Annotated in this window: 18 protein-coding genes; 8 read left to right on the top strand and 10 right to left on the bottom strand. The window is 56.5% G+C overall.

The window, feature by feature from the left end; translation table 11 throughout:
- Positions 1 to 8: 8 nt before the first annotated feature.
- The 4 genes from OHL22_RS00905 to OHL22_RS00920 all read right to left on the bottom strand — a co-directional run bounded on the left by OHL22_RS00905 (position 9) and on the right by OHL22_RS00920 (position 2,948).
- Positions 9 to 1,103 carry an alpha/beta hydrolase gene (locus OHL22_RS00905; protein WP_263332252.1) on the bottom strand — a complete coding sequence of 365 codons (1,095 nt, stop codon included), beginning with the start codon at positions 1,101 to 1,103 and terminating at the stop codon, positions 9 to 11.
- Between the two features lie 33 nt (positions 1,104 to 1,136).
- A complete protein-coding gene (locus tag OHL22_RS00910) occupies positions 1,137 to 1,829 on the bottom strand; it encodes a hypothetical protein (RefSeq protein WP_263332254.1) in 693 nt (230 codons plus the stop codon).
- Entirely contained in the window at positions 1,817 to 2,164 is a 348-nt protein-coding gene (locus OHL22_RS00915; RefSeq protein WP_263332256.1) for a PadR family transcriptional regulator, read from the bottom strand. Before OHL22_RS00915 ends, OHL22_RS00910 begins: the two co-directional genes overlap by 13 nt.
- A gap of 157 nt (positions 2,165 to 2,321) precedes the next feature.
- Positions 2,322 to 2,948 (bottom strand): FMN-dependent NADH-azoreductase, encoded by a 627-nt coding sequence (locus OHL22_RS00920; protein WP_263332258.1) that lies wholly within the window; start codon positions 2,946 to 2,948, stop codon positions 2,322 to 2,324.
- Between the two features lie 118 nt (positions 2,949 to 3,066).
- On the opposite strand from OHL22_RS00920, the gene OHL22_RS00925 reads away from it, so the two are divergent.
- Together OHL22_RS00925 and OHL22_RS00930 are read left to right on the top strand one after the other, a co-directional pair.
- Positions 3,067 to 3,696, top strand: a complete 630-nt coding sequence (locus OHL22_RS00925; RefSeq protein WP_263332260.1) for a TetR/AcrR family transcriptional regulator — start codon at positions 3,067 to 3,069, stop codon at positions 3,694 to 3,696.
- 33 nt (positions 3,697 to 3,729) lie between these two features.
- Positions 3,730 to 4,473: an SDR family NAD(P)-dependent oxidoreductase gene (locus OHL22_RS00930; protein ID WP_263332262.1), complete on the top strand. Its 744-nt coding sequence runs from the start codon at positions 3,730 to 3,732 to the stop codon at positions 4,471 to 4,473.
- Positions 4,474 to 4,495: 22 nt separating this feature from the next.
- Here OHL22_RS00930 and OHL22_RS00935 read toward each other — a convergent pair whose 3' ends face one another.
- Positions 4,496 to 6,943 carry an Orn/Lys/Arg family decarboxylase gene (locus OHL22_RS00935; RefSeq protein WP_263332264.1) on the bottom strand — a complete coding sequence of 816 codons (2,448 nt, stop codon included), beginning with the start codon at positions 6,941 to 6,943 and terminating at the stop codon, positions 4,496 to 4,498.
- Positions 6,944 to 7,162: 219 nt separating this feature from the next.
- Between OHL22_RS00935 and OHL22_RS00940 the strand changes: the two genes are divergently transcribed.
- Complete coding sequence (locus OHL22_RS00940) at positions 7,163 to 8,506, top strand: NHL domain-containing protein (RefSeq protein ID WP_263332266.1); 1,344 nt, start codon at positions 7,163 to 7,165, stop codon at positions 8,504 to 8,506.
- 126 nt (positions 8,507 to 8,632) lie between these two features.
- Here the strand turns inward: OHL22_RS00940 and OHL22_RS00945 are convergent, their stop codons facing one another.
- On the bottom strand, positions 8,633 to 10,234 hold the full coding sequence (locus OHL22_RS00945) for a GH35 family beta-galactosidase (RefSeq protein WP_263332267.1): 1,602 nt from the start codon (positions 10,232 to 10,234) through the stop codon (positions 8,633 to 8,635).
- Positions 10,235 to 10,579: 345 nt separating this feature from the next.
- On the opposite strand from OHL22_RS00945, the gene pstS reads away from it, so the two are divergent.
- Together pstS and pdxS are read left to right on the top strand one after the other, a co-directional pair.
- Positions 10,580 to 12,028 carry a phosphate ABC transporter substrate-binding protein PstS gene (gene pstS, locus OHL22_RS00950; RefSeq protein WP_263332269.1) on the top strand — a complete coding sequence of 483 codons (1,449 nt, stop codon included), beginning with the start codon at positions 10,580 to 10,582 and terminating at the stop codon, positions 12,026 to 12,028.
- A gap of 382 nt (positions 12,029 to 12,410) precedes the next feature.
- The gene (gene pdxS, locus OHL22_RS00955) at positions 12,411 to 13,364 is read left to right on the top strand and encodes a pyridoxal 5'-phosphate synthase lyase subunit PdxS (protein WP_263332271.1); all 954 of its coding nucleotides are present in this window, start codon (positions 12,411 to 12,413) and stop codon (positions 13,362 to 13,364) included.
- Positions 13,365 to 13,422: 58 nt separating this feature from the next.
- On the opposite strand, the gene OHL22_RS00960 is transcribed toward pdxS, so the two are convergent.
- A complete protein-coding gene (locus OHL22_RS00960) occupies positions 13,423 to 13,977 on the bottom strand; it encodes a hypothetical protein (RefSeq protein ID WP_263332273.1) in 555 nt (184 codons plus the stop codon).
- A 57-nt stretch (positions 13,978 to 14,034) separates the two neighbouring features.
- On the opposite strand from OHL22_RS00960, the gene OHL22_RS00965 reads away from it, so the two are divergent.
- Positions 14,035 to 14,316 (top strand): type II toxin-antitoxin system prevent-host-death family antitoxin, encoded by a 282-nt coding sequence (locus tag OHL22_RS00965; RefSeq protein ID WP_263332275.1) that lies wholly within the window; start codon positions 14,035 to 14,037, stop codon positions 14,314 to 14,316.
- Complete coding sequence (locus OHL22_RS00970) at positions 14,313 to 14,723, top strand: type II toxin-antitoxin system VapC family toxin (protein WP_263332277.1); 411 nt, start codon at positions 14,313 to 14,315, stop codon at positions 14,721 to 14,723. Before OHL22_RS00965 ends, OHL22_RS00970 begins: the two co-directional genes overlap by 4 nt.
- Positions 14,724 to 14,862: 139 nt before the next feature.
- Here OHL22_RS00970 and OHL22_RS00975 read toward each other — a convergent pair whose 3' ends face one another.
- The gene (locus OHL22_RS00975) at positions 14,863 to 15,645 is read right to left on the bottom strand and encodes a TIGR03435 family protein (RefSeq protein ID WP_263332279.1); all 783 of its coding nucleotides are present in this window, start codon (positions 15,643 to 15,645) and stop codon (positions 14,863 to 14,865) included.
- A 328-nt stretch (positions 15,646 to 15,973) separates the two neighbouring features.
- On the opposite strand from OHL22_RS00975, the gene OHL22_RS00980 reads away from it, so the two are divergent.
- Positions 15,974 to 16,651, top strand: coding sequence for a hypothetical protein (locus tag OHL22_RS00980; RefSeq protein ID WP_263332281.1), 678 nt, complete (start codon positions 15,974 to 15,976; stop codon positions 16,649 to 16,651).
- A 456-nt stretch (positions 16,652 to 17,107) separates the two neighbouring features.
- On the opposite strand, the gene OHL22_RS00985 is transcribed toward OHL22_RS00980, so the two are convergent.
- Both OHL22_RS00985 and aqpZ read right to left on the bottom strand, forming a co-directional pair.
- Positions 17,108 to 17,875: a class I SAM-dependent methyltransferase gene (locus OHL22_RS00985; RefSeq protein ID WP_263332282.1), complete on the bottom strand. Its 768-nt coding sequence runs from the start codon at positions 17,873 to 17,875 to the stop codon at positions 17,108 to 17,110.
- 634 nt (positions 17,876 to 18,509) lie between these two features.
- Positions 18,510 to 19,235 (bottom strand): aquaporin Z, encoded by a 726-nt coding sequence (aqpZ, locus tag OHL22_RS00990; RefSeq protein ID WP_263332284.1) that lies wholly within the window; start codon positions 19,233 to 19,235, stop codon positions 18,510 to 18,512.
- Positions 19,236 to 19,398 lie beyond the last annotated feature (163 nt).

A 19,398-nucleotide genomic window follows, 5' to 3' on the forward strand; every position in this document is an offset into this window, starting at 1 on the left:
GCCGTTCCTCAGTGACCGGCATGCCCTTCGCCTGCCTCAGCGGCAAACACCATGTGCCGAGCGAGAAAAGGCAGCACCTCGGTATAAACACGCCCATCCGCACCCCAGTTACCCGATCCCCACAACCCGTCGTACTCCTCTGCCTCATGCGCAATGCCGTATTCATTGAGCTTGCGGCTGTAGTCCTGGGCAGCATAGACATGGTCCTGAAGTCCATCATTCCGATCCCAATCGAACTTGAAGCCACGCAGTGATTTCAGGTTCTCCGCATAGCGCGGAATCATCGCCTCCAGAAAGAAGTGCTCCCGTAAACGCTGTGTCATTGCGGCATCCACCACATACTTGTCCCCGTCCTTACGTGCCTGCAGATCGATATAAAGCGGCGGCTTATTCACATCCGGCAAATGCGCCTGATAAATGCCAATGAATATCTGATTGAAGCCGCCCTTGCGCACATCGTCCAGCGACTTAGCATTGGCCAGAGCATCCCAATCGGGACGGGTATACATCGGCAGCAATCCCCATCCTGTCCCCACCGGATGCAGCGCATACACCGTCCCAAAGATCTTCGGATAAATCATGGCGAAGCGAATCGCCCCATATCCTCCCATGAAATCGCCCACAATGCCCCGTGAATCACGATTCGCCAACGTGCGGAAATTTGCGTCCACATACGGCACCAGCTCCTTCACCATGAAGTCTTCCCAGTTCCCTGTCACCGGCGAGTTCACATACCAGGAGCATCCCAGCGGAGTAGCCATATCCGGCACTACCACGATGAACTTCCCTATTTCCCCCGCCGCAATCGCCTTGTCAAACAACTGCGCGGCATGTTCATGGTCAAACACAGCCCGATAGCTTCCAAACGGAGCCGGCAGGTAATAAATCACGGGATAGCGTGCATCGCCCGCTGCATAGCCCGGCGGCAGATACACGGCAAAGCGCCGATCCGGACTCGTCCCAATCTTGTTTCCCGCAAAGTGGATTGAGTGAATCTCGCGGTCGACTACAGTTCCCTGCTCGGTTTCATGCCCCGCATTTTGCCCCTGCACCTGCAGAACACCAGTCGCTACCGCTAGACACACCAATCCTGTCCACGCCATGCGCATGCTTCTCACCTCCATTTGTCTTTTGCTTTATTGCAAGTCTGTTTTACGCGCACTCGTCGCCAGATACCACGCTGGCCACAACAGCACGCAAAGAGTGAGTAACGTTATCCGCCATTGCGCCAAGGCCAGCGCAGTCAGGAATACCGCTATTCCTGTTTGCACCTTCCAGCCGCCATGCCCCCTCCGCAATCCAACCGCTATTCCGCACATCGCAGGTACAAGAAAGAGCAGCAGACACCACGGCGAAAGAACCTCGGTCCTGAACCGCGAAAGACAAAAGCAGCACGGAATCAAACACAGCAGCGCACTCGTCCACAACGTTCTTCGCGAAAGCAGCGCCACCGTTTGCCCGCCGCACCACGCCACGCCTGCCATTAAAAGCGCTTGCTCCAGAAACGTAAGAACACCACCAACCAGATCCGGATGTAAGCCTCCGCCATGCAATACTCCGCGAAATGCCCAAGCCACACTCACTGAAGCGCCCAACAAAACAAAGCTCGAGGGCAGCGCCAGCCCCAATCCCACCGCCCACGGCTGCCACCGTCGCCACAACTCAACCTCGCGCCTGACTCTCAGCCAGATCACCGCGCGCAGGGCCTTCCATCCACTGGCATCGGTCTCCATCAGATCGCCCAATACAGCCTCGCGCTCCGAAGCAGGAAGGAGCAAAGCCGCAGCCTCCGCCGCGCTCCACATGGGGTCCACAATCACCGTAGCCATGCAATCGCCTCCCGCACCACAGTCCGGTTCGAAACCCACGACGCCCCACGGCTGATCCGTGTCACTGTCTCGTAGAACTCCTTCGCCGCCGTCTCACCTGCCGCGGTCAGCCGAACCATTCGCTTCGCACGTCCACCGCGTTCGGCCGTCGCCTCGCCCATCCAGCTCGTAATGAGCCCCTTGCCTTCGAGCCGGTCAATCGTCGTATAAAGAGCGCCAATAGAGCAGACCCGTCCCGTCGCCTCTTCAATTCCGGCGCGGATCGCCGCCCCATACGCTTCCTCACCCAGACTCGCAGCCGCCGTCAAAATCAGATATTCAAATTCGCCGATCATCTCTACCCAATCCCATTAGAACTACATTGTGATAATAATGAGAAGATCTGTCAATCCTCTTTTGAATTCCCCGACAGAAACGCCTCCTCAGCGCCTGCAAAAGTAAAAGGCCCACCCCATCGGGGCAGGCCTTCTCCATCACATCTTCTAACGAAGCTTATGCAGCAATCACCGCATCCCTTACCTGCTCAAGCACGGGCTTCAGCAGCGTCTCGCGGTCAATCGCGCCAGTCATCAACTTTGCCGTTCCTCCGGCAGTTAAGAACTTCACATCTGTCACGCCAATAAAACCAAGAATAGTCTTCAGGTACGGCTCAACGAAATTGTATGTGCTCATCGACGAACCCGCGTCGTACACACCACCGGTCGCTATCAGAACTACCGCCTTCTTCCCCCGTAACAACCCAACCGGCCCCGCCGCGCCATAGGAAAATGTGCTTCCGGAGCGCAACACCTGATCGATCCAAAGCTTCAATGTGCCGGGGATCGTGAAGTTATGCATCGCCACGCCAATGACATATTCGTCTGCCTGCTCAAGTTCGCGAATCAGTTCATCTGAAACCGCCAGTGTCGCCGTCTGTTCTGCGCTGCGTGAGCCCTCCGGTGTAAACGAAGAAAATATCCACGAAGCATCCAGCGGCTTCAATTCGGTCGCCGCCAGATCCCGATAGATCACCTCACCATCCGGGTGCGCCGCCGTCCAGGTCTTCACGAACTCACGCCCAAGTTCGCGGGTTATCGAGGTTTCCAAAGGACTTGAGTCAACATGCAGAAGCGTAGCCATAGCAGAATCTCCTTAACCGATGAAAGTTGCTTAAGCAACAATCGTCGTACATCCGTTAGACAACGGATGTCGTTTAAGGATGCAGATTTTTCTCTGCTACCCTCATCTAAAGAAAGTCATGCCTGTTTCCGATTGCGAAGTCCGCGACCCGCGCATCCGCCGTACCCGTCAGCTCCTTCAAGGAGCGCTTCGCACTTTACTGCAAACAAAGAGCTTCGAAGACATTTCAGTGCAGGACATCGCTGAAGCCGCCACCGTTAACCGTGCCACCTTCTACGACCACTACACCGACAAATTTGCGCTTTTCGATGCTCTGATAGCTGGCGGATTCCACCAGCTTCTCTTCAGCCGCAACGTTACCTTCGATGGCAGTTGCCCCTCGGCAGCCCATGCCGTCATCCAGGCCACCTGCGACTACCTCGCTCAGATTCGCGAAGAACATCCCGATTGCACTGGAAAAAACGCCTTCGAGCCTCTCATGGATGCCGCGATCACCTCAGCCATTCGCCGCGTTCTGCGAGGAAGATCACAAAAACAGGCAGCGCCTCTTTCCGAGATGGCCATTACTGCCGCAAGCTGGGCAATCTACGGCGCCGCCCGCGAGTGGTCCATCACTCTCAACAGGATGCCGGTCGCCGCAATAGTGCCCCGTATTCTCGAACTGGTTTCCTCGATGTTGCAGCAATTGGAGAACGAGCCTTGTGCCACTGGTCCAATCAGCGCATCACAGAACTCCACCATAGCCTGAAATCAAAAATCTCAAGCACAGGAAGTAGCCGGCATGGGTCGCCTTGAAGGCAAAATAGCCGTCATCACCGGAGGCAACAGCGGTATCGGCCTCGCCACCGCAAAACGCTTCGTCGCAGAAGGCGCATTCGTCTTCATTACTGGCCGCCGTCAATCCGAACTCGATAAAGCCGCAGCCGAGATTGGAAACAACATTACTGCGGTCCGGGGCGACGTCTCCGACCTCCAGGATCTAGACCGTCTCTATGCAACCGTGAAAGAGACCAAGGGCGGCATCGACATCCTCTTCGCCAACGCCGGCATCCTCGAGCCGATTCCTACGGCCCATGTCACACCCGAACACTATGACCGCGTCTTCGATATCAACGCGCGCGGCGTTTATTTCACGGTACAGAAAGCATTGCCGTTGCTGCGGGACAACGCATCCATCATCGTCAACGGCTCCGGCGCATGGACACGCGGCATCCCCATCTACAGCACTTACGCCGCAACCAAGGCAGCCCTGCGCTCCTTCGTCCGCACCTGGACCGCTGAACTTGCCCCGCGAGGCATTCGATCCAACATCATCAGCCCCGGTCCCATAGATACGCCGATTCACGGCGTTTTTCCGCCAGAGCGTCACCCAGCTCACAACGACCAGCTTCTGCAGATGATCCCCATGCACCGCATCGGACAACCTGAAGAGATCGCCGACGCAGCGTTATTCCTCGCTTCCGACGAGAGCCGCTACATCTCCGGAATAGACTTGCCTGTAGACGGCGGCCTCAACTCCGTATAAACAATCGTGCGCTATTTTTCCGCTATCGCTGATTGTCCAACGGCGAATCGACAGGATGTAGCGTCGGAGCACTCTTCACTCCAGCCTTCCGCTTTCGCTTCACCGGCGGCGCAGAGCTCGGCGGATTCTTCTTCCCATTCGCGCGCTTTCCGTTCCCATTCCCGTTCGCTTCAATCACCCCACGCATCCAGTACTCGCCATTGGAGTCAACCTCAATGCCATGCACCTCGCGCTCGAACCCAGGGAAGCGCTTGCCAAACTCCTCCAGCGCCAGAATCAGCTTGATCACCGGCGAATCCGGCCCACCCAATCGCTCACCCGGCATGCACACCGGAATCCCCGGTGGATATGGCACCAGCATTACACCCGCAATGCGCCCTGCCATCTCCGTGAACTTCACCTTCTCCGTGCCATTGCGCAGCAGCTTCTGGTACGTCTGTGCCGGAGTCAGTATCTCCTCGGTATTCAGCTCACAAGCCGCAGCTTCCAGCGCCGACAACCGCAGCTCCACCATCGCCGCATGCATCTCGTCGCTCAGCTCCTTCAGCGTCATGTTTCTGTATCGCGACGGATACTTCGCCACCAGATCCGGCAGCGCCTCGCTCAACGTCGCCTCAGTGTCATAGAGCCGCTTGAACTCGAACAAATTCTCCAGCAGCGAACCCCACTTGCCCTTCGAAGTTCCCACCGAAAACAGCACCAGCACCGTGTAATCGCCGGTGCGCGCAATCTCCACGCGCCGCGCATCCAAAAACTCCGTAAGAATCGCCGCCGGAATACCCCAATCCGTAATCACGCCCTGCGCATTCACACCCGGAGTCAGGATCGTGACCTTCGTCGGATCGAGCATGCAATACTCGTCCGCCACATCCTCGTCGTTGTACCCGTGCCAGTCCTCGCCCGGTTTCAGCGTCCAGCAGCTCGGTGTATTCGCCAGCAACTCATCTGGAGCATTCTCAAAAATGTACGTCTCACCATCCGACGGATCAATCACCCGGTCCGGCTGGAATAACCGGAAGAACCAGCCATCGCCCTCGTCATAAATCCTCAGCCGGTGCGCAATCGACGACATCGCCTTGCGGAAGCTGATCGCGTCAGAGATCGTCTCTTCCATCAAAGTCGGCCCAGCGGGTTCATCCATCATCGCCGCCGCCACATCCAGTGAAGCAATCAGCGGATAAAACGGCGAAGTCGTCCCATGCATCATGAACGCTTCATTGAACTGGTCAAAATCCAGCGGCGCCCTCGGACTCAGCTTCACATGCACCATCGAAGCCATCGAAAATGCCGCCAGCATCTTGTGCGTCGACTGCGTCGAAAAGATCGCAGGCCGCTCCGGCATCTCATCCGGCACATCCATCGCAAACCGCCCGCGATACATCGGATGAAACTTCGCATACGCATACCACGCCTCATCGAAATGAATGCGCGACACGCTCGGCGCGAGTGCCGTCACCACCTTGTTCACGTCGTAGCACAACCCGTCATACGTCGAGTTGGTCACTGCCGCATACTGTGGCTCCTGTGACATCGCCCCCGCCGTAAACGGGCTCTTCGCAATCAGCTCCGCAATCGCTTCCTTGCTGAACCGCTTCAGCGGCACCAGCCCAATCATCCCGTATCCATTGCGCGTCGGCGTCAGATACACCGGCCTCGCCCCCGTCACCGTCAGCGAGTGGCAGATCGATTTGTGGCAATTCGCATCCACAATCACCAGGTCGTCCTGCCCGATCACCCCATGACCCACGATCTGGTTCGAAGTCGAAGACCCACCAAGCACATAAAACGTCCAGTCAGCCCCGAAGATGCGTGCAGCATTTCGCTCACTCTCTCCCGGCGGCCCCACATGATCCAGCCACGACCCCAGCGGCGAAGTCGAAATACCCAAATCCGACCGCATGATGTTTTCACCAAAAAACCGGTGAAACTCCATACCCACCGGATGCTTCAGATACGCCACGCCGCCCATGTGCCCCGGCGCATCCCAACTGTAAGCGCCCTCGTCGTTGTACTCTTTCAACGCCTTAAAGTACGGAGGCAGCAACTGCGCCTCATACCGCTCTACGGCAAAGTCCACGCGGTTGGCAATAAACTCCGGCGTATCGCCAAACAGGTGAATGTACTCATGCACCTGCCGCACCACCTCCAGCGGCAACTCACTCACAAGCGTGCGGTCGGCAATCAGGAAGATCGGCACCTTCTTGTTCCGGTGGCGCACCTCGCGGATGATCGTCAGCGCCGCGCGCTCATCAAACTGGCTCTCCCCTTCCAGATCCCAGTCCAGCAGTATCGCCGAGTGCGAAGGGTCGCTCTTCACCAGCGACAAGCCATCCTCCGGCGTCGCTGTGCGAACCACCTCATACCCCTCTTTGCTGATTGCATCTACCAGCCGTCCCATAGCCCGGTCCGAAACCGAATCCGTACCGCCCACTTCGCTGGCAATCAGCAGCACCCAGTTGCCTTCGTCCATTCCACCTCGCCTGAAACTCATATTCTGCCCAAAGAAAAACGGTCACGTCTTTTTGACGGACCGCTCTCTATCCTACAACCGTTTCGCCGCCCTGTTCGGATATGAGTACCCGAGATCGCCAAATTCATCTCATTGCAAAATCGGCTTCGGAAGCCAGTTCAGAGAAGTGACTTAAAAATGCGAGTTATACTGGCGCAAAACCATCCGCTTTGAGGACTTGTGTTCGCTAAACATAGCTCTATCTTGTCGCGCAATTGGATTGTTCCCGTCGTAGTTTTGCTGCTTGCCCTGACGATTTCTCTCTGTGGTTGCGGCGGAGGCGGAGGTGGAAATGTCTCAAACCCGCAGCAGCAGGTCGTTGCGGCTCCATCCGTCGCACCTGCTGGTGGTACTTTCAAATACGCCCAGACCGTCACCATGACAGATATCACCTCTGGCGCGACGATCTATTACACGTTGGACGGCTCTACACCGACAGCTGCGTCCACGAAATATACCGCGCCGGTCAGCGTTTCGACTACGCTGAATTTGAACGCTATAGCAGTTTCGGGAGGCGTTAGCAGCGGCGTAGTCAATCAGTTCTTTACCATTAACACAATTACAGGAATCATCAGCACCGTGGCTGGCGATGGTCACACAGCCTACAATGGCGACGGCATTAAGGCTATCGCTGCAGGGATGGTTCCTATAGGCGCTGCGGCGGACGCGAAGGGCAACTTCTACATTGTGGACGCCGAGAATGAACGAATCCGGATGGTTGACACCTCCGGCGCGATCACGACGGTTGCAGGCAACGGGAACGCCAGCTTCAGCGGAGATGGAGGACCGGCGACCGACGCCGAGCTAAACGAGCCTTCTGGCGTGGCTGTGGATGCAGGCGGCGATCTGTACATTGCTGACTTCAGCAACAACCGCATCCGCAAAGTTACGCCGGATGGAGTCATCTCTACCGTTGCAGGCGATGGACAATTCTCCTATGACGGCGACGGCGGACAGGCCATCGACGCTGGCATTGGAACTCCAAGCGCGGTCGCTGTCGACGGCAGCGGTAATCTTTACATCGCAGACTTTAACAATTCCAACATTCGCAAGGTAACTCCAGCAGGAGTAATAACCACCGTTGCCGGAGGCAACATGGCCGGATACAGCGGCGATGGCGGCCCTGCTACCAGTGCGCAGATAAATGGTCCAGTTGGAGTTGCCATTGATAACGCAGGCAATCTTTATATTTCGGATTTAGGTAACGTTTGCATTCGCATGGTGAATACTGCCGGAATTATCTCAACCATATCGCAACCGTACGACGGTATCGAACACCCGATCGGGATTGCGGTGGATAATCTGGGCGGCCTGCTTTACATCGCCGACAACTACCTGAATCGTGTGCTGGTAAGGACTCCAGACGGAGTTTATTCCACCGTTGCCGGCGACGGCGAGGCTGAAGATGGTAGTGATTCCGAGAAAGCGGAACTCTCAGGTCCCACCGGGGTGGCGGTCGATAGCGTTGGAAATTTGTATATTACAGAATCCCAAAGCTATCACGTCCGCAAAGTGACGTTCTAACGGGAAGCACGATCGCGTTACTTTCCATTCTTACCGATTTTTCGGTATGTAAGGATAGCAATGCGGGCGGGTAGACAGCGCTCGAATCACACCATCGCTCGGCACCCAATCCATTTCCCGCTCGCCTTAGTTTCTTGTCGAATAGGTATACAACCGCACCCGATAAACCCGAAACCCATGCGCATCCATCGATAGCTCCCGCCCCTGATTATTCTGATCCCCATTCAGCACCCGCACAGGGCTCCATTTGCCGTCCGCGAACTTCATCTCCGCAATCCCAGCAATCCCCGCCATCTGCCCATCCACATCCGGATCACGGGTCATCGACACCGTCAATCCACTGCCCAGAACATAAAATTCCTTCGGCCGTGTCTGCACAATCAGCATCGCCCCATCGTCCGTAGCCAACTCCCGCCCAGGCCAGGTCCGCAGCAGGCTCGCCTTGAATAAAAATCCCCCCAGCGCCACCGTCCGCGTCCCCCGCAAGCTCGCCTTATGTAGCACCAGCGCCCGTGTAGCATCCTTCGCCTGAGCATCCAGCAACATGCCACTCATAGCATCCAGCGCCGCGTACTCCTCACTCAGCGCCGGAGCCTTCCCCGTAGCGTCTTTCTCAGGCAGCGAATCCACCGCAAACGGCGAAAACCCAAATCCCCGCGCCTCGCCATACAGATACAGCGCGTTGTACGGCGCCACATCCATTCGCGCCTCCGGCACAAATGCCGCATTCCCCTGCGCACGATACCAGTCCACCCAGTGCTCAAAATCCGGCCAGTAAATATCCGGCGCATAAAAATCAACCCCGGGCGCAGCCGCTCGATAAATCGTCTGCATCTCCGGATGAGGCCCACCACCCGGATACTCTCCACTCCGCTCAAACGGAACAGGCAACTGCGCATTCATATACATCGGCAGCGCATATTCCTTCTTCCCCGCCTCAGCCACCTGGTTCGCAAACAGCCCATAGTGCCAAGCCATGAACACTTCGTCAGCTTGACCGCCGAACATCTCCGCCCATGTCTTCCCGGAAGCATGAAAGTCCTCTGCCACCCTCCCGGTAAGTCGCGCATCCTTCGCCGTCAAAGCCTTCACCAGCTTCTCCGGAACAGCCTGCACAAACAGCTCATTCGCCCGCGCCGACCGGTCCCGTCCCCCCGGACCCAGAAATCCAAGCTCGTTCTCCACCTGCACCATCAGCACCGTCTGCTGCGCCTCATCCACCTCGCGCAAATGGCGCATCAGCGCCGCAAAGGCCTTCGCATCGCACCGCGCCGTCTCCTCGCCCAGCGGAGAAAGAATCTCCACCGGTACGCCCTCCGATGTAATCTCCCGCGGAAACCGCTTCGTGTCGCTCAGCACCCAAGCCGGCGCATACTCCGACATCGAGTTCTTCCAGCTCCCAAACCACAAAATCACCAGCCGCAGCTTCTCCCGCCGCGCCACCTCAATCCAGTGATCCGGAACCGAGAAGTCCCACTTCCCTTCCTCCGGCTCAATCTCATCCCACGCCACCGGCATCAACACGGTGTTGAAATGCAGCGCCGCCAACCGCGGCAAAATCGTATCCGCCTGTTCCGCCGTCCCAGCAGAAGAATTCCCCAGCTCCCCACCCAGCACCAGAAACGGCTTCCCCTGCACAATCAACTGCGAAGCGCCATTCTTCACCCGTACCGCAGGCAGTTCCTGGCAAAACAGCTCATAGCAAGCAACGCAGAGAAGCAATGCCAACGGCACATTCCTGAGCATTAGCCGGTTAGACCAAAGACCGAATCGCATAGGCCTGTAGCATAAAGCAGCACAGCAGCCATGGCTAAACCGATTTTCTCGAAACCACACCCAGACCTAATTCGACTTTCAATACACCTCATCACGCAGTGGGCATACGACATCCACATCCATTCAGCCTTCTCGCATTCACACCGCATTCATCTCCAGGCTCGCTGCAGTTGATACCTTCGTTGCCAGATGCTTCAATGTTCTTGATTGCAGCGCCCTATGATGACTCAGACCGATGCTTGTGGAATCGCTTCGCCTTCACGCCGAACTGGCAAACCCGTCCCATTTAAATCAGTAGTGAAGAGACTCCTTCGACTCCATCCGATAGTGCTCCTGCTCATCGCAGGATTACCCGCATCTCTTCTAAGCCAGTCCGGCATGCAGCTTTCCCAGGTAAAAACCCTGTACGTTGATACCTTCAACGCCGGAAACGACTCCGCCAGCCTTCGCGACAGCGTCATTCGTCATCTCTCCCGAAGCCATCGCTTCCAGCTAGTCTCATCCGCCTCCAACGCCGACGCCATCGTAAAAGGCGCCTCACAAATCTGGATTCGCGGCTACGTCAGCGCCAACGCCCGAAACCCAGGCAATGACCGCCAGGCCGTTTACGGCGGCTATCTATCCCTGCAGCTCACCGACGCAAATGGTCAGCCTCTATGGTCCTGGCTGGCGACACCCGACCGGCACGCGTGGAGTGGCATCGCAGACGACCTCGCAGGCAGGGCCGTCGAAAAACTCCTCGAAGCCGAAAACTCTCCCTCGACCGCATCCTCGACCCCAGCCGCCGTCAACGCCCTCGCGCACACCGACATCACCGGCGCAGGCGCGACCTTCCCCGCTCCGCTGTATCAAAAGTGGTTCGAAGATTTCGAGCAGATCCACAAGGGAGTGCACGTACGCTACTCCCCCGTCGGCTCTCAAATCGGCGTAGATAACCTGCTCGCCGGCAAGATCGATTTCGCCGGATCGGATACGGCCCCCGAAGTCTTCAACCCCAGCGCCCCCGGTTCGCATCTGCTTCGCATCGCTTCCGTCCTAGGAGCAGTCGTGCCGGTCTACCACCTCAACGGCTCCGTTCAGGATCTCCACTTCACCCCCGAAGCCCTGGCCGGTATTTATCTCGGACGCATTCGCCGCTGGGATGATCCCGAGATTCGCCGCTCCAACAAAGGCGCAGCCCTGCCCGCCGCCGAAATCCATGTAATTCACCGCTCGGATGGCAGCGGCACCACCTGGGTCTGGAGCGATTACCTCTCCAAAGTCAGCCCTGAATGGTCCTCGAAGCTCGGGCGCGGCGCAACTCTCCAATGGCCCACCGGAACCGGAGCACAAGGCAGCGAAGGCATAGCCGAAGCCGTACAGAAAACCCCCAACTCCATCGGCTACGTCGAGCTCGCCTATGCCATTCAGCATCAGCTCAGCTTCGCCGCCGTCCGCAACCGCTCCGGAGCGTACGTCCACGCCGATCTCGACAGCCTCGCCGAAGCAGCTGCCGCTTCCCGCACCACCGGCAATACCGCAGCCGACATCACCGATCCATCCGGCAAAAATGCCTACCCCATCGCTGCCTACACCTGGCTGCTGCTTCCAGAAAAAACAGAAGATCCCGCCAGAAAAGCCGCTCTGAAAGAGTTGCTGCGCTGGATTCTCACCACCGGCCAAAGAGAGTGCTCAGCTCTCGGATACGACCCGCTTCCCAAATCAATCGTTGACTCCCAACTTCAACGGCTGAGTTCCCTTCCGTAATACGCTTCACCTCCCACCGCTCCATCCTCATCGCAATTCAAGAGCGACGGATTCTGCATTCATTTGCCGTCGCCTCAGCCAGCATTTGTTTTGAAAGGGCACGGCTTCAGCCGTGCCGCAAAACCCGCTAAAATCTGGGGGGCTTTAGCTCCGGGGATGATTTTTTTCATCTCCACTCAAGACCCAAATTTTGCTGCAACATCTTTAGCCTCGAAGCGCGGAGCGCCCAAACTGAGGCATTACCGTCAATTCCGCTACCGGATCGCTGCTACACTAAAGAGTTGATCCTATCGACGAAAAGCGCCATTGCCTTCCCCACAAATCGGGTGATCCGGCAGGCCAAAAATCATAAAAGTCGAGATACAGGAAGCGAGGAACCCCCATGGCAGACGCCAACCAGAACGGCACCTTCACCAGCACCAGCCTTCGCCTCAAAGTAGGCCTCGCCGAAATGCTCAAAGGCGGCGTCATCATGGACGTCATGAACGTCGAGCAGGCCCGCATCGCTGAAGAGTCCGGTGCCGTCTCCGTCATGGCGCTCGAGCGCGTTCCCGCCATGATCCGCGCCGAAGGCGGCGTCGCCCGCATGGCCAATCCCAAGCTCATCAAGGAAATCAAGGCTGCCGTCTCCATCCCCGTCATGGCCAAGGCCCGCATCGGCCACTTCGCCGAAGCCCAGATTCTCGAAGCCATCGGCGTCGACTTCATCGACGAGTCCGAAGTCCTCACCCCCGCCGACGAAGCTCACCACATCGACAAGCACGCCTTCAAAATTCCCTTCGTCTGCGGCGCGCGTAACCTGGGCGAAGCCCTCCGCCGCATCGCCGAGGGCGCAGCCATGATCCGCACCAAGGGCGAAGCCGGCACCGGAGACGTCGTCCACGCCGTGCAGCACATGCGCCAGATCACCAAGGAGATGCGCCAGCTCACCGTTGCCCGCGAAGAAGAGCTCTACAACCTCGCCAAGGAGCACGGCGCTCCCTACGAACTCGTCCGCATGGTCGCCAAAAACGGCAAACTCCCCGTCCCCAACTTCAGCGCTGGTGGCATCGCCACCCCCGCCGACGCAGCTCTAATGATGCAGCTCGGCGCAGAGACCGTATTCGTAGGCTCAGGCATCTTCATGAAAGAGCGCGCCACCCCGCTCGACGTCGAAAACAACCAGAAGGAGCGCGAAGAAGCCGTCTCCCGCGCCAAAGCCATCGTCATAGCCACCACCCACTACAACGATCCCAAAGTCTTAGCCGAAGTCAGCGAACAAGTCACCGGCACCATGAAAGGCTTAGCCGCCGCCGCAATAGAAGAAAAAGAACTCCTACAAACCCGCGGCTGGTAGCATTTGCCATGCAGGCAGCCGCGCCCTTCGGGCGCGAGAACAAGCGGCGGGAAATACTTCAGGCATTTCCCGCTGTTCCGTCAATAAAACCTACTCTTTCAAGCTCGAAATTAATGTGCGGGCCGAACTTTCGAAGTGCGGCGACAAATTCTGGCGAATTGCTCGGTTCGATGTAAAGCCGATCGTAGTTTTCAACGCAATGCCCAACGCTAATACAGAATGTGCCCGACATGTTTCCCAACCATCCGACGTTAGTAACGTCATCCCACGGAATTTCTTTTTTCTTCCAAAGCTTGCGGATGAGAAGACACTGGGGACCGAGTTCCCAGTAGATAAATCGATCTGCCTCGATGGCGGCGACGCTCACAAGAAGAAAAGTAATCACACCAGCTTTCGCGATGAAGCTTTTTGAAGGCAGAAATTGAAGAGCCAGAAATACTCCCCAAAAGGCAATCGCCCGCCACATACTCTGATTAATTTTCTCTCGGAATCTCACAGTGAATTCAAGATAGCCCAACCAGACTAAGATGACGAAAATTCTTGAAATTAAATTGCTAGATCCACTCATCCGTCCGGTACCTGGGTCCAAATTCGTGCGTAGCACGAATCCCATTTCCTCATCCCGAAATCAAGCCAGATGTAAGATAAAGAAGAGTATTCGGAGCAGATCATGCCCTCGCCAGCCTTCGACATCACTTCTCCCTTAAGCGATCTAGTAGAAACCACGCTCAAGGAAGGTCCTCAAGTTGTGACTAAAAACGGTGTAGAGACAGCCGTGCTCGTCTCCATCGAAGAGTGGAAACACTTGAATCCTAAGGCCGTCACCAACGCTGTTCCGCAACACAATACTCATGGACAGGAAAGTGTGGCTCGGATGCTGGAATTGCGACGGGGGAACCTCCTTCCCGAAGGCGTAACTATTCAAGATCTAATCCGTGAAGGTCGCGCTTGACGGCTTTTGTTCTCGACAATTCCGTTACGATGCGATGGTGCTTTCAAAATGCAGCGCATCCCTATGCCGATGGCGTATTGCAACAACTAGCGATCGGTGCGGCTGTCGTGCCAGTGCTATGGCGCTACGAGGTCAGCGCCGTGCTGGCCAAATCCCTGAAGGACGGAATACTAACGCCAGCAGCGGCCGACGCCTTCCTCGCCACCCTGAATTCGCTGAACATCGCAGTTGATCTTGATGGGCCAGACCACATTCTTAATGATGTTCACAGGACTGCCATCGCTTATCGGCTCACCTCCTACGACGCAGCCTACCTTGAACTCGCCATCCGTCGCGCACTGCCTCTGGCTACGCTCGACCACGAGTTGATTGCAGCCTGCAAGGCATCCGGTGTAGCACTCCTCTGATCGGTTGCTCTCAGCCTGCTTCGGAAACGAGAAATTTGCAGAGCAAAACCTCCGCCGGATACCCCAGGTCTCGCCTCTGAGACCTGGGATTCAGCGATGCGCCGTCCTAAGCGCCTGCTTGACCGCCTCTCGCGAGAGGCTAGTTCTCCGAAGGCCTCTCGATATGGTCGATAACGAGAGTGGTCGTGGGAAGCTTGGCGGATCTGAGCTTGAGCCCGAGTTGTTCTTCAAGCGCGGTGGGCAGTGCGGGCAGACCGGAAGGTTCGGGTGCACCGGCATCCGGGGAGGCTGAGACGTGTGAATGGTCTTCTTCCCACTGTAGATGGAAGCTATAGAGGCCGGTGAGGCCCGTCTGGTCGACGACGGTCTGCTTGAGCAGTTGCGAGAGCAAATCGCACAGGGCTGAGATGGAGATTCCAGTGGCGTTGATGTCACCGAAGCCAGCGCCCCAGCCAGCACCTTGGTCAGTCGACACCGGCTGTAGTTTGAAACCGCTTTTGGCGATGGCAACGGTGTAGCCGGGAAGTTGTTTGATGCTGGCGTGGACGGCGAGCCGAAAGCGGTCGGCGAGGACGGCCCGAAGCATCTGACCTCGCTGGTCTTTGGAGAGCGCCTTGTATGCGGGGAGATCGTCACCGGCGACTTTGGCGATAAGGTCATAGTGGTCGGTGTTGAGCCAGTCGGGTCCACCTGAGATGAGATCGGCACGAATGCCGAAGGCGTCGGCGAGGATGAGGCGCGGAGACATGTTTTCGACAGAATAGCTGTCGAGCGACGTGCGGTTGATCATGGCGAGCGAGCCGGTGTGATTGGGTTTGATCGAGACAACGTCGAATTCGAGGGGCTTGGCAGGTATGGTGGAAGAGTTGATCGGTGAAGCTTTTTGCGCGAAGGCGAGCGGCACTATAGCGAAGAGCGCCAACAACGTTGCTTGACACTTCGTTCTGCCGATTGGACCCTTAACTCTCACCCCCGAGATTCTACAGGGCAAGTGCCGGGTATCCACCCTCTTCCTTCTTCCGCTGAATGGACCAGAACTCTCGGGGTGCCCCATCCTTTCTACGTTTTTTGTAGAAAGGGTGGGATAGCGGATGCTAGCACTGCCAGACTACATTCGTGCGCAGCACGAACCCTATTCCCTGCTCTCTCCACTTGCAGTTGGCGCAACCGTGCTCTACGATGCCCGGTAATCGCAAATCTCGCGATCCTTGTCCCCAAATGGAAACGCGCCATCGGTTCAGGAGGATCAAATGCGGAAAACCGCAATCAAAGTCGTAGCCTCAGCACTGGCTGTTCTGATGTTTCTCTCATGCCAGCAAAGCGCAAGAGCACAGGCCGGGAAAACTTCCTACCCAACCATGGCCCCTCTCGACCAATACTTGATCCCCGACGAGAGCGTAGAGATCGCACTGGCTCGCAGCGCCGCCCCACCCTCCGTTTCCGATGCCGCCGAAGTAATGGTCCTCCATCGCGACGGCTACACAACCGCCGCGAAAGGCTCGAATGGCTTCGTCTGTATCGTCGAGCGATCCTGGGCGACCACGACTGACGATGCGCAGTTCTGGAATCCCAACATACGCGCACCCCACTGCTTCAATGCGCCCGCCGCAGAGACCGTTCTGCCCATCTTTCTGATGAAGACCAAATTGGTACTGGCAGGAAAATCGAAAGCCGAGATCGTCTCGGCTCTCACATCGGCGTTCGAAGACAAGGAACTGCCAGCGCTTGCGACCGGGACAGTGGTCTACATGATGTCAAAGCAGCAATATCTAAACGACGAAGGCAAGAACTGGCACCCACATGTCATGTTCTACGCCTCAGGTGACGCCGGAAAAAGCTCCGGAGCCAATCTTCCCGGCTCGCCAGTGATGGCCGGGTACGACGCCGAACAACGGTTGACCACTTTCTTCATATTGGCCACCAAGTGATCCGACGGAACCCCAGGGCCGCCAATGAACCACTAACCCAAAGTGCAGTCGAGATGCCGGATAGTACATCCTCTCCGCGTTCTTCGCCGGTTGCCCCATGCGTCGCTTCTGAGACCTGAGAACCAGAAATCTGTGGAGCAAATCTATGTTCCACACGCCCTATTTACCGTTCGCTGTAACAAGGCACAAAACCCCTAAATTGTCGGCAATTACAAGCGCCTCAAAACAAGAGCCTTCCAACATGTCTCGCCAAAGCCGTCCCATTCACCCAAAACTGTTCTACGTAGAACAATTCCAAGTCGCAATGACTAACGCCACACCTTCTGATCAATGCGAACTGAAGTCTCATCTAAAGCTGACGAACCGACAAACCTGCACCCAGACGAAAGAATGCCCAGAAACAGGCAAGCCATCGGAATCTGAAGTTTTCCGGAGTCAGATAATTAGCTGCCCGTCTCACGATTTGGCCTTGTGCCAAACAAGAACCACTTGTCTCATCCAGTACCTCATCGGGGAGCGGGCCAGCATCTGATCGACAGCGTCTGTCATGCGGAGCAGTACATTGTCCGCATTGAGTGGAGTAAGCGAAGTCAACATGCCTACAGGAACGGAAGCTAGATTGTAGAAAAAGTGAGAGGAGCCGCCGAAAAACGCATCCGTTCGCTGGATCGTGGCTTGGCTTAAAGCTCTCTCATCTTTAGTTCGAGCTTTGGGTGTCATGGCGCGGATTAATTTCGCCCCGGGGTTATCGCCCAGTGGCTCAACAAAAACTGCACCTCCTCCAGGGCGGAGAACACGGTGAATCTCTCTGAGCGCCACATCGAAATCGAGATGATGCAGTATCCCCCTGCCTACCACTAAGTCAAAAGATTCGCTACGAAAAGGCATCGCGTGCGCATCCCCGGCATGAAATTCGGCGATACCACCATATTGGGCCTCAGCCGCTGCGATGGCAGTCTCGGAGATATCTATGCCAGTAATACTGCGCGGTCGCATTTCGTGATAGCGGGGCACCATCCATCCGTCATAGCAACCATAATCCAGGATGTCCTTGCCTCTTGCATATTCAGCCACAGTCTCGGAAAAGAATCGCTCTCCGCGTGTCGAATTTGGGCACTGGAAGACGTGAATAAAGCGAGCCTGCAGCGCGGCGCTTTCCTTATGCACCGTGCCGTCGTCGTATGCCTCTTTTTCATGGGCAACTCTCTCAACCAGTTCCGGCATAACCGGACCTCCTTGGCCCTGATGTATGTGAAGTTCCAAAGTGTTGTATTTGATGCGCCTAAGCGCTTAACTCATAGTAAGATCGACGCCAATACAACATCCCTCTTCGCCTATCTATGGTCACTGCTTAGGCATCATCTTGTTGAGCCTAACGTTCTTAGCAAAGACTATCATGTTGCGATAGCCGCATCCGCCCAGGGACAGGGTCTCGCTTCTGACGTCCGGAGCACAACCCGTGCGCAACACGAACCAAGTTCCCACAACTCCGACTTCCTCATATATCGGCAAACACACAGTAGGGCTGAAGGCGGAAAACACTATCGGAGTCATAGCTCTACTGTTGGTTGTTCTAATTTTTCTGCCTGGCCAGTCCAGAACCCGAGCCGAGAAAACTCCCTGTCCAACCATGGGCGCCTCTCGATCAGCATCTGATCTCCGACGAGAGCGATGAGGTCGCACTGGCTCGCAGCGCCGCCCAAATGGATTGGGGCCAGATCTTGAGAAGCTCGTTCCGGCACATATAAGGGTGCTCCAGGTTTCGCTTCTGAAACCTGGAGCACCACTACCGCAGCATCACCACGAAATCGATGTCAGATTTGCGCAAAACGCAAATAGAATCTGCCGCTTCCGTCAGTTACGACTTCACCCCGCTAATCTGCGGCTCAGGTGGCATCGTCTCAAACAGCATCCGGTGGATCACCCCACCCAATATTCCGCCGATAATCGGAGCCACCCAGAACAGCCACAACTGTCCCAGCGCCCATCCTCCCTGAAAGATCGCCACAGCCGTCGAGCGAGCCGGATTGACCGACGTATTCGTCACCGGAATGCTGATCAGGTGAATCAGCGTCAACCCCAATCCGATCGCAACCGGGGCAAACCCAACCGGCGCCTTCGTATGCGTCGATCCCAGAATAATCAGTAGAAAGAACGCCGTCAGCACCACCTCGCAGGTAAAGCACGCCGTCAAATTGAATCCGCCCGGCGAATGCAGCCCATAGCCGTTCGAAGCAAATCCCGAAGCCTGCGCGTCGAAACCCACCTTACCCGAAGCAATCACATACAGCACCGCGGCCCCCGCCGTTCCGCCAATCACCTGCGCAATCACATACGCCGGCAGCTCTGACCACTTGAAGCGGTTCGCGCTCGCCAAGCCAAAGCTCACCGCCGGATTGAAATGGGCTCCCGAGATATGTCCGACGGCATAAGCCATCGTCAGCACCGTCAATCCAAACGCCAGCGCCACCCCGGCAAACCCGATGCCAAGGCTGGGAAACGCCGCCGCCAGCACTGCGCTACCGCACCCGCCCAGCACCAGCCAGAATGTTCCGAAAAACTCTGCAAAGAATCGCTTCGCCATGGAGAATCCTTTCTATGGATCTATTGAGTGGAACAGCCTATTCGATTTTGAAGTGTAATCCACAAAATCGCCCGTGAATTTTCGCTTCATGAATCGTTCCGGCATTCTCATGGATGAGTCGCCAAAAAAGCAAGCACTCTTAATTTCTGCTGAATAAATCAGT

It is taken from the genome of Acidicapsa dinghuensis, assembly GCF_025685685.1.
Classification (GTDB): domain Bacteria; phylum Acidobacteriota; class Terriglobia; order Terriglobales; family Acidobacteriaceae; genus Acidicapsa; species Acidicapsa dinghuensis.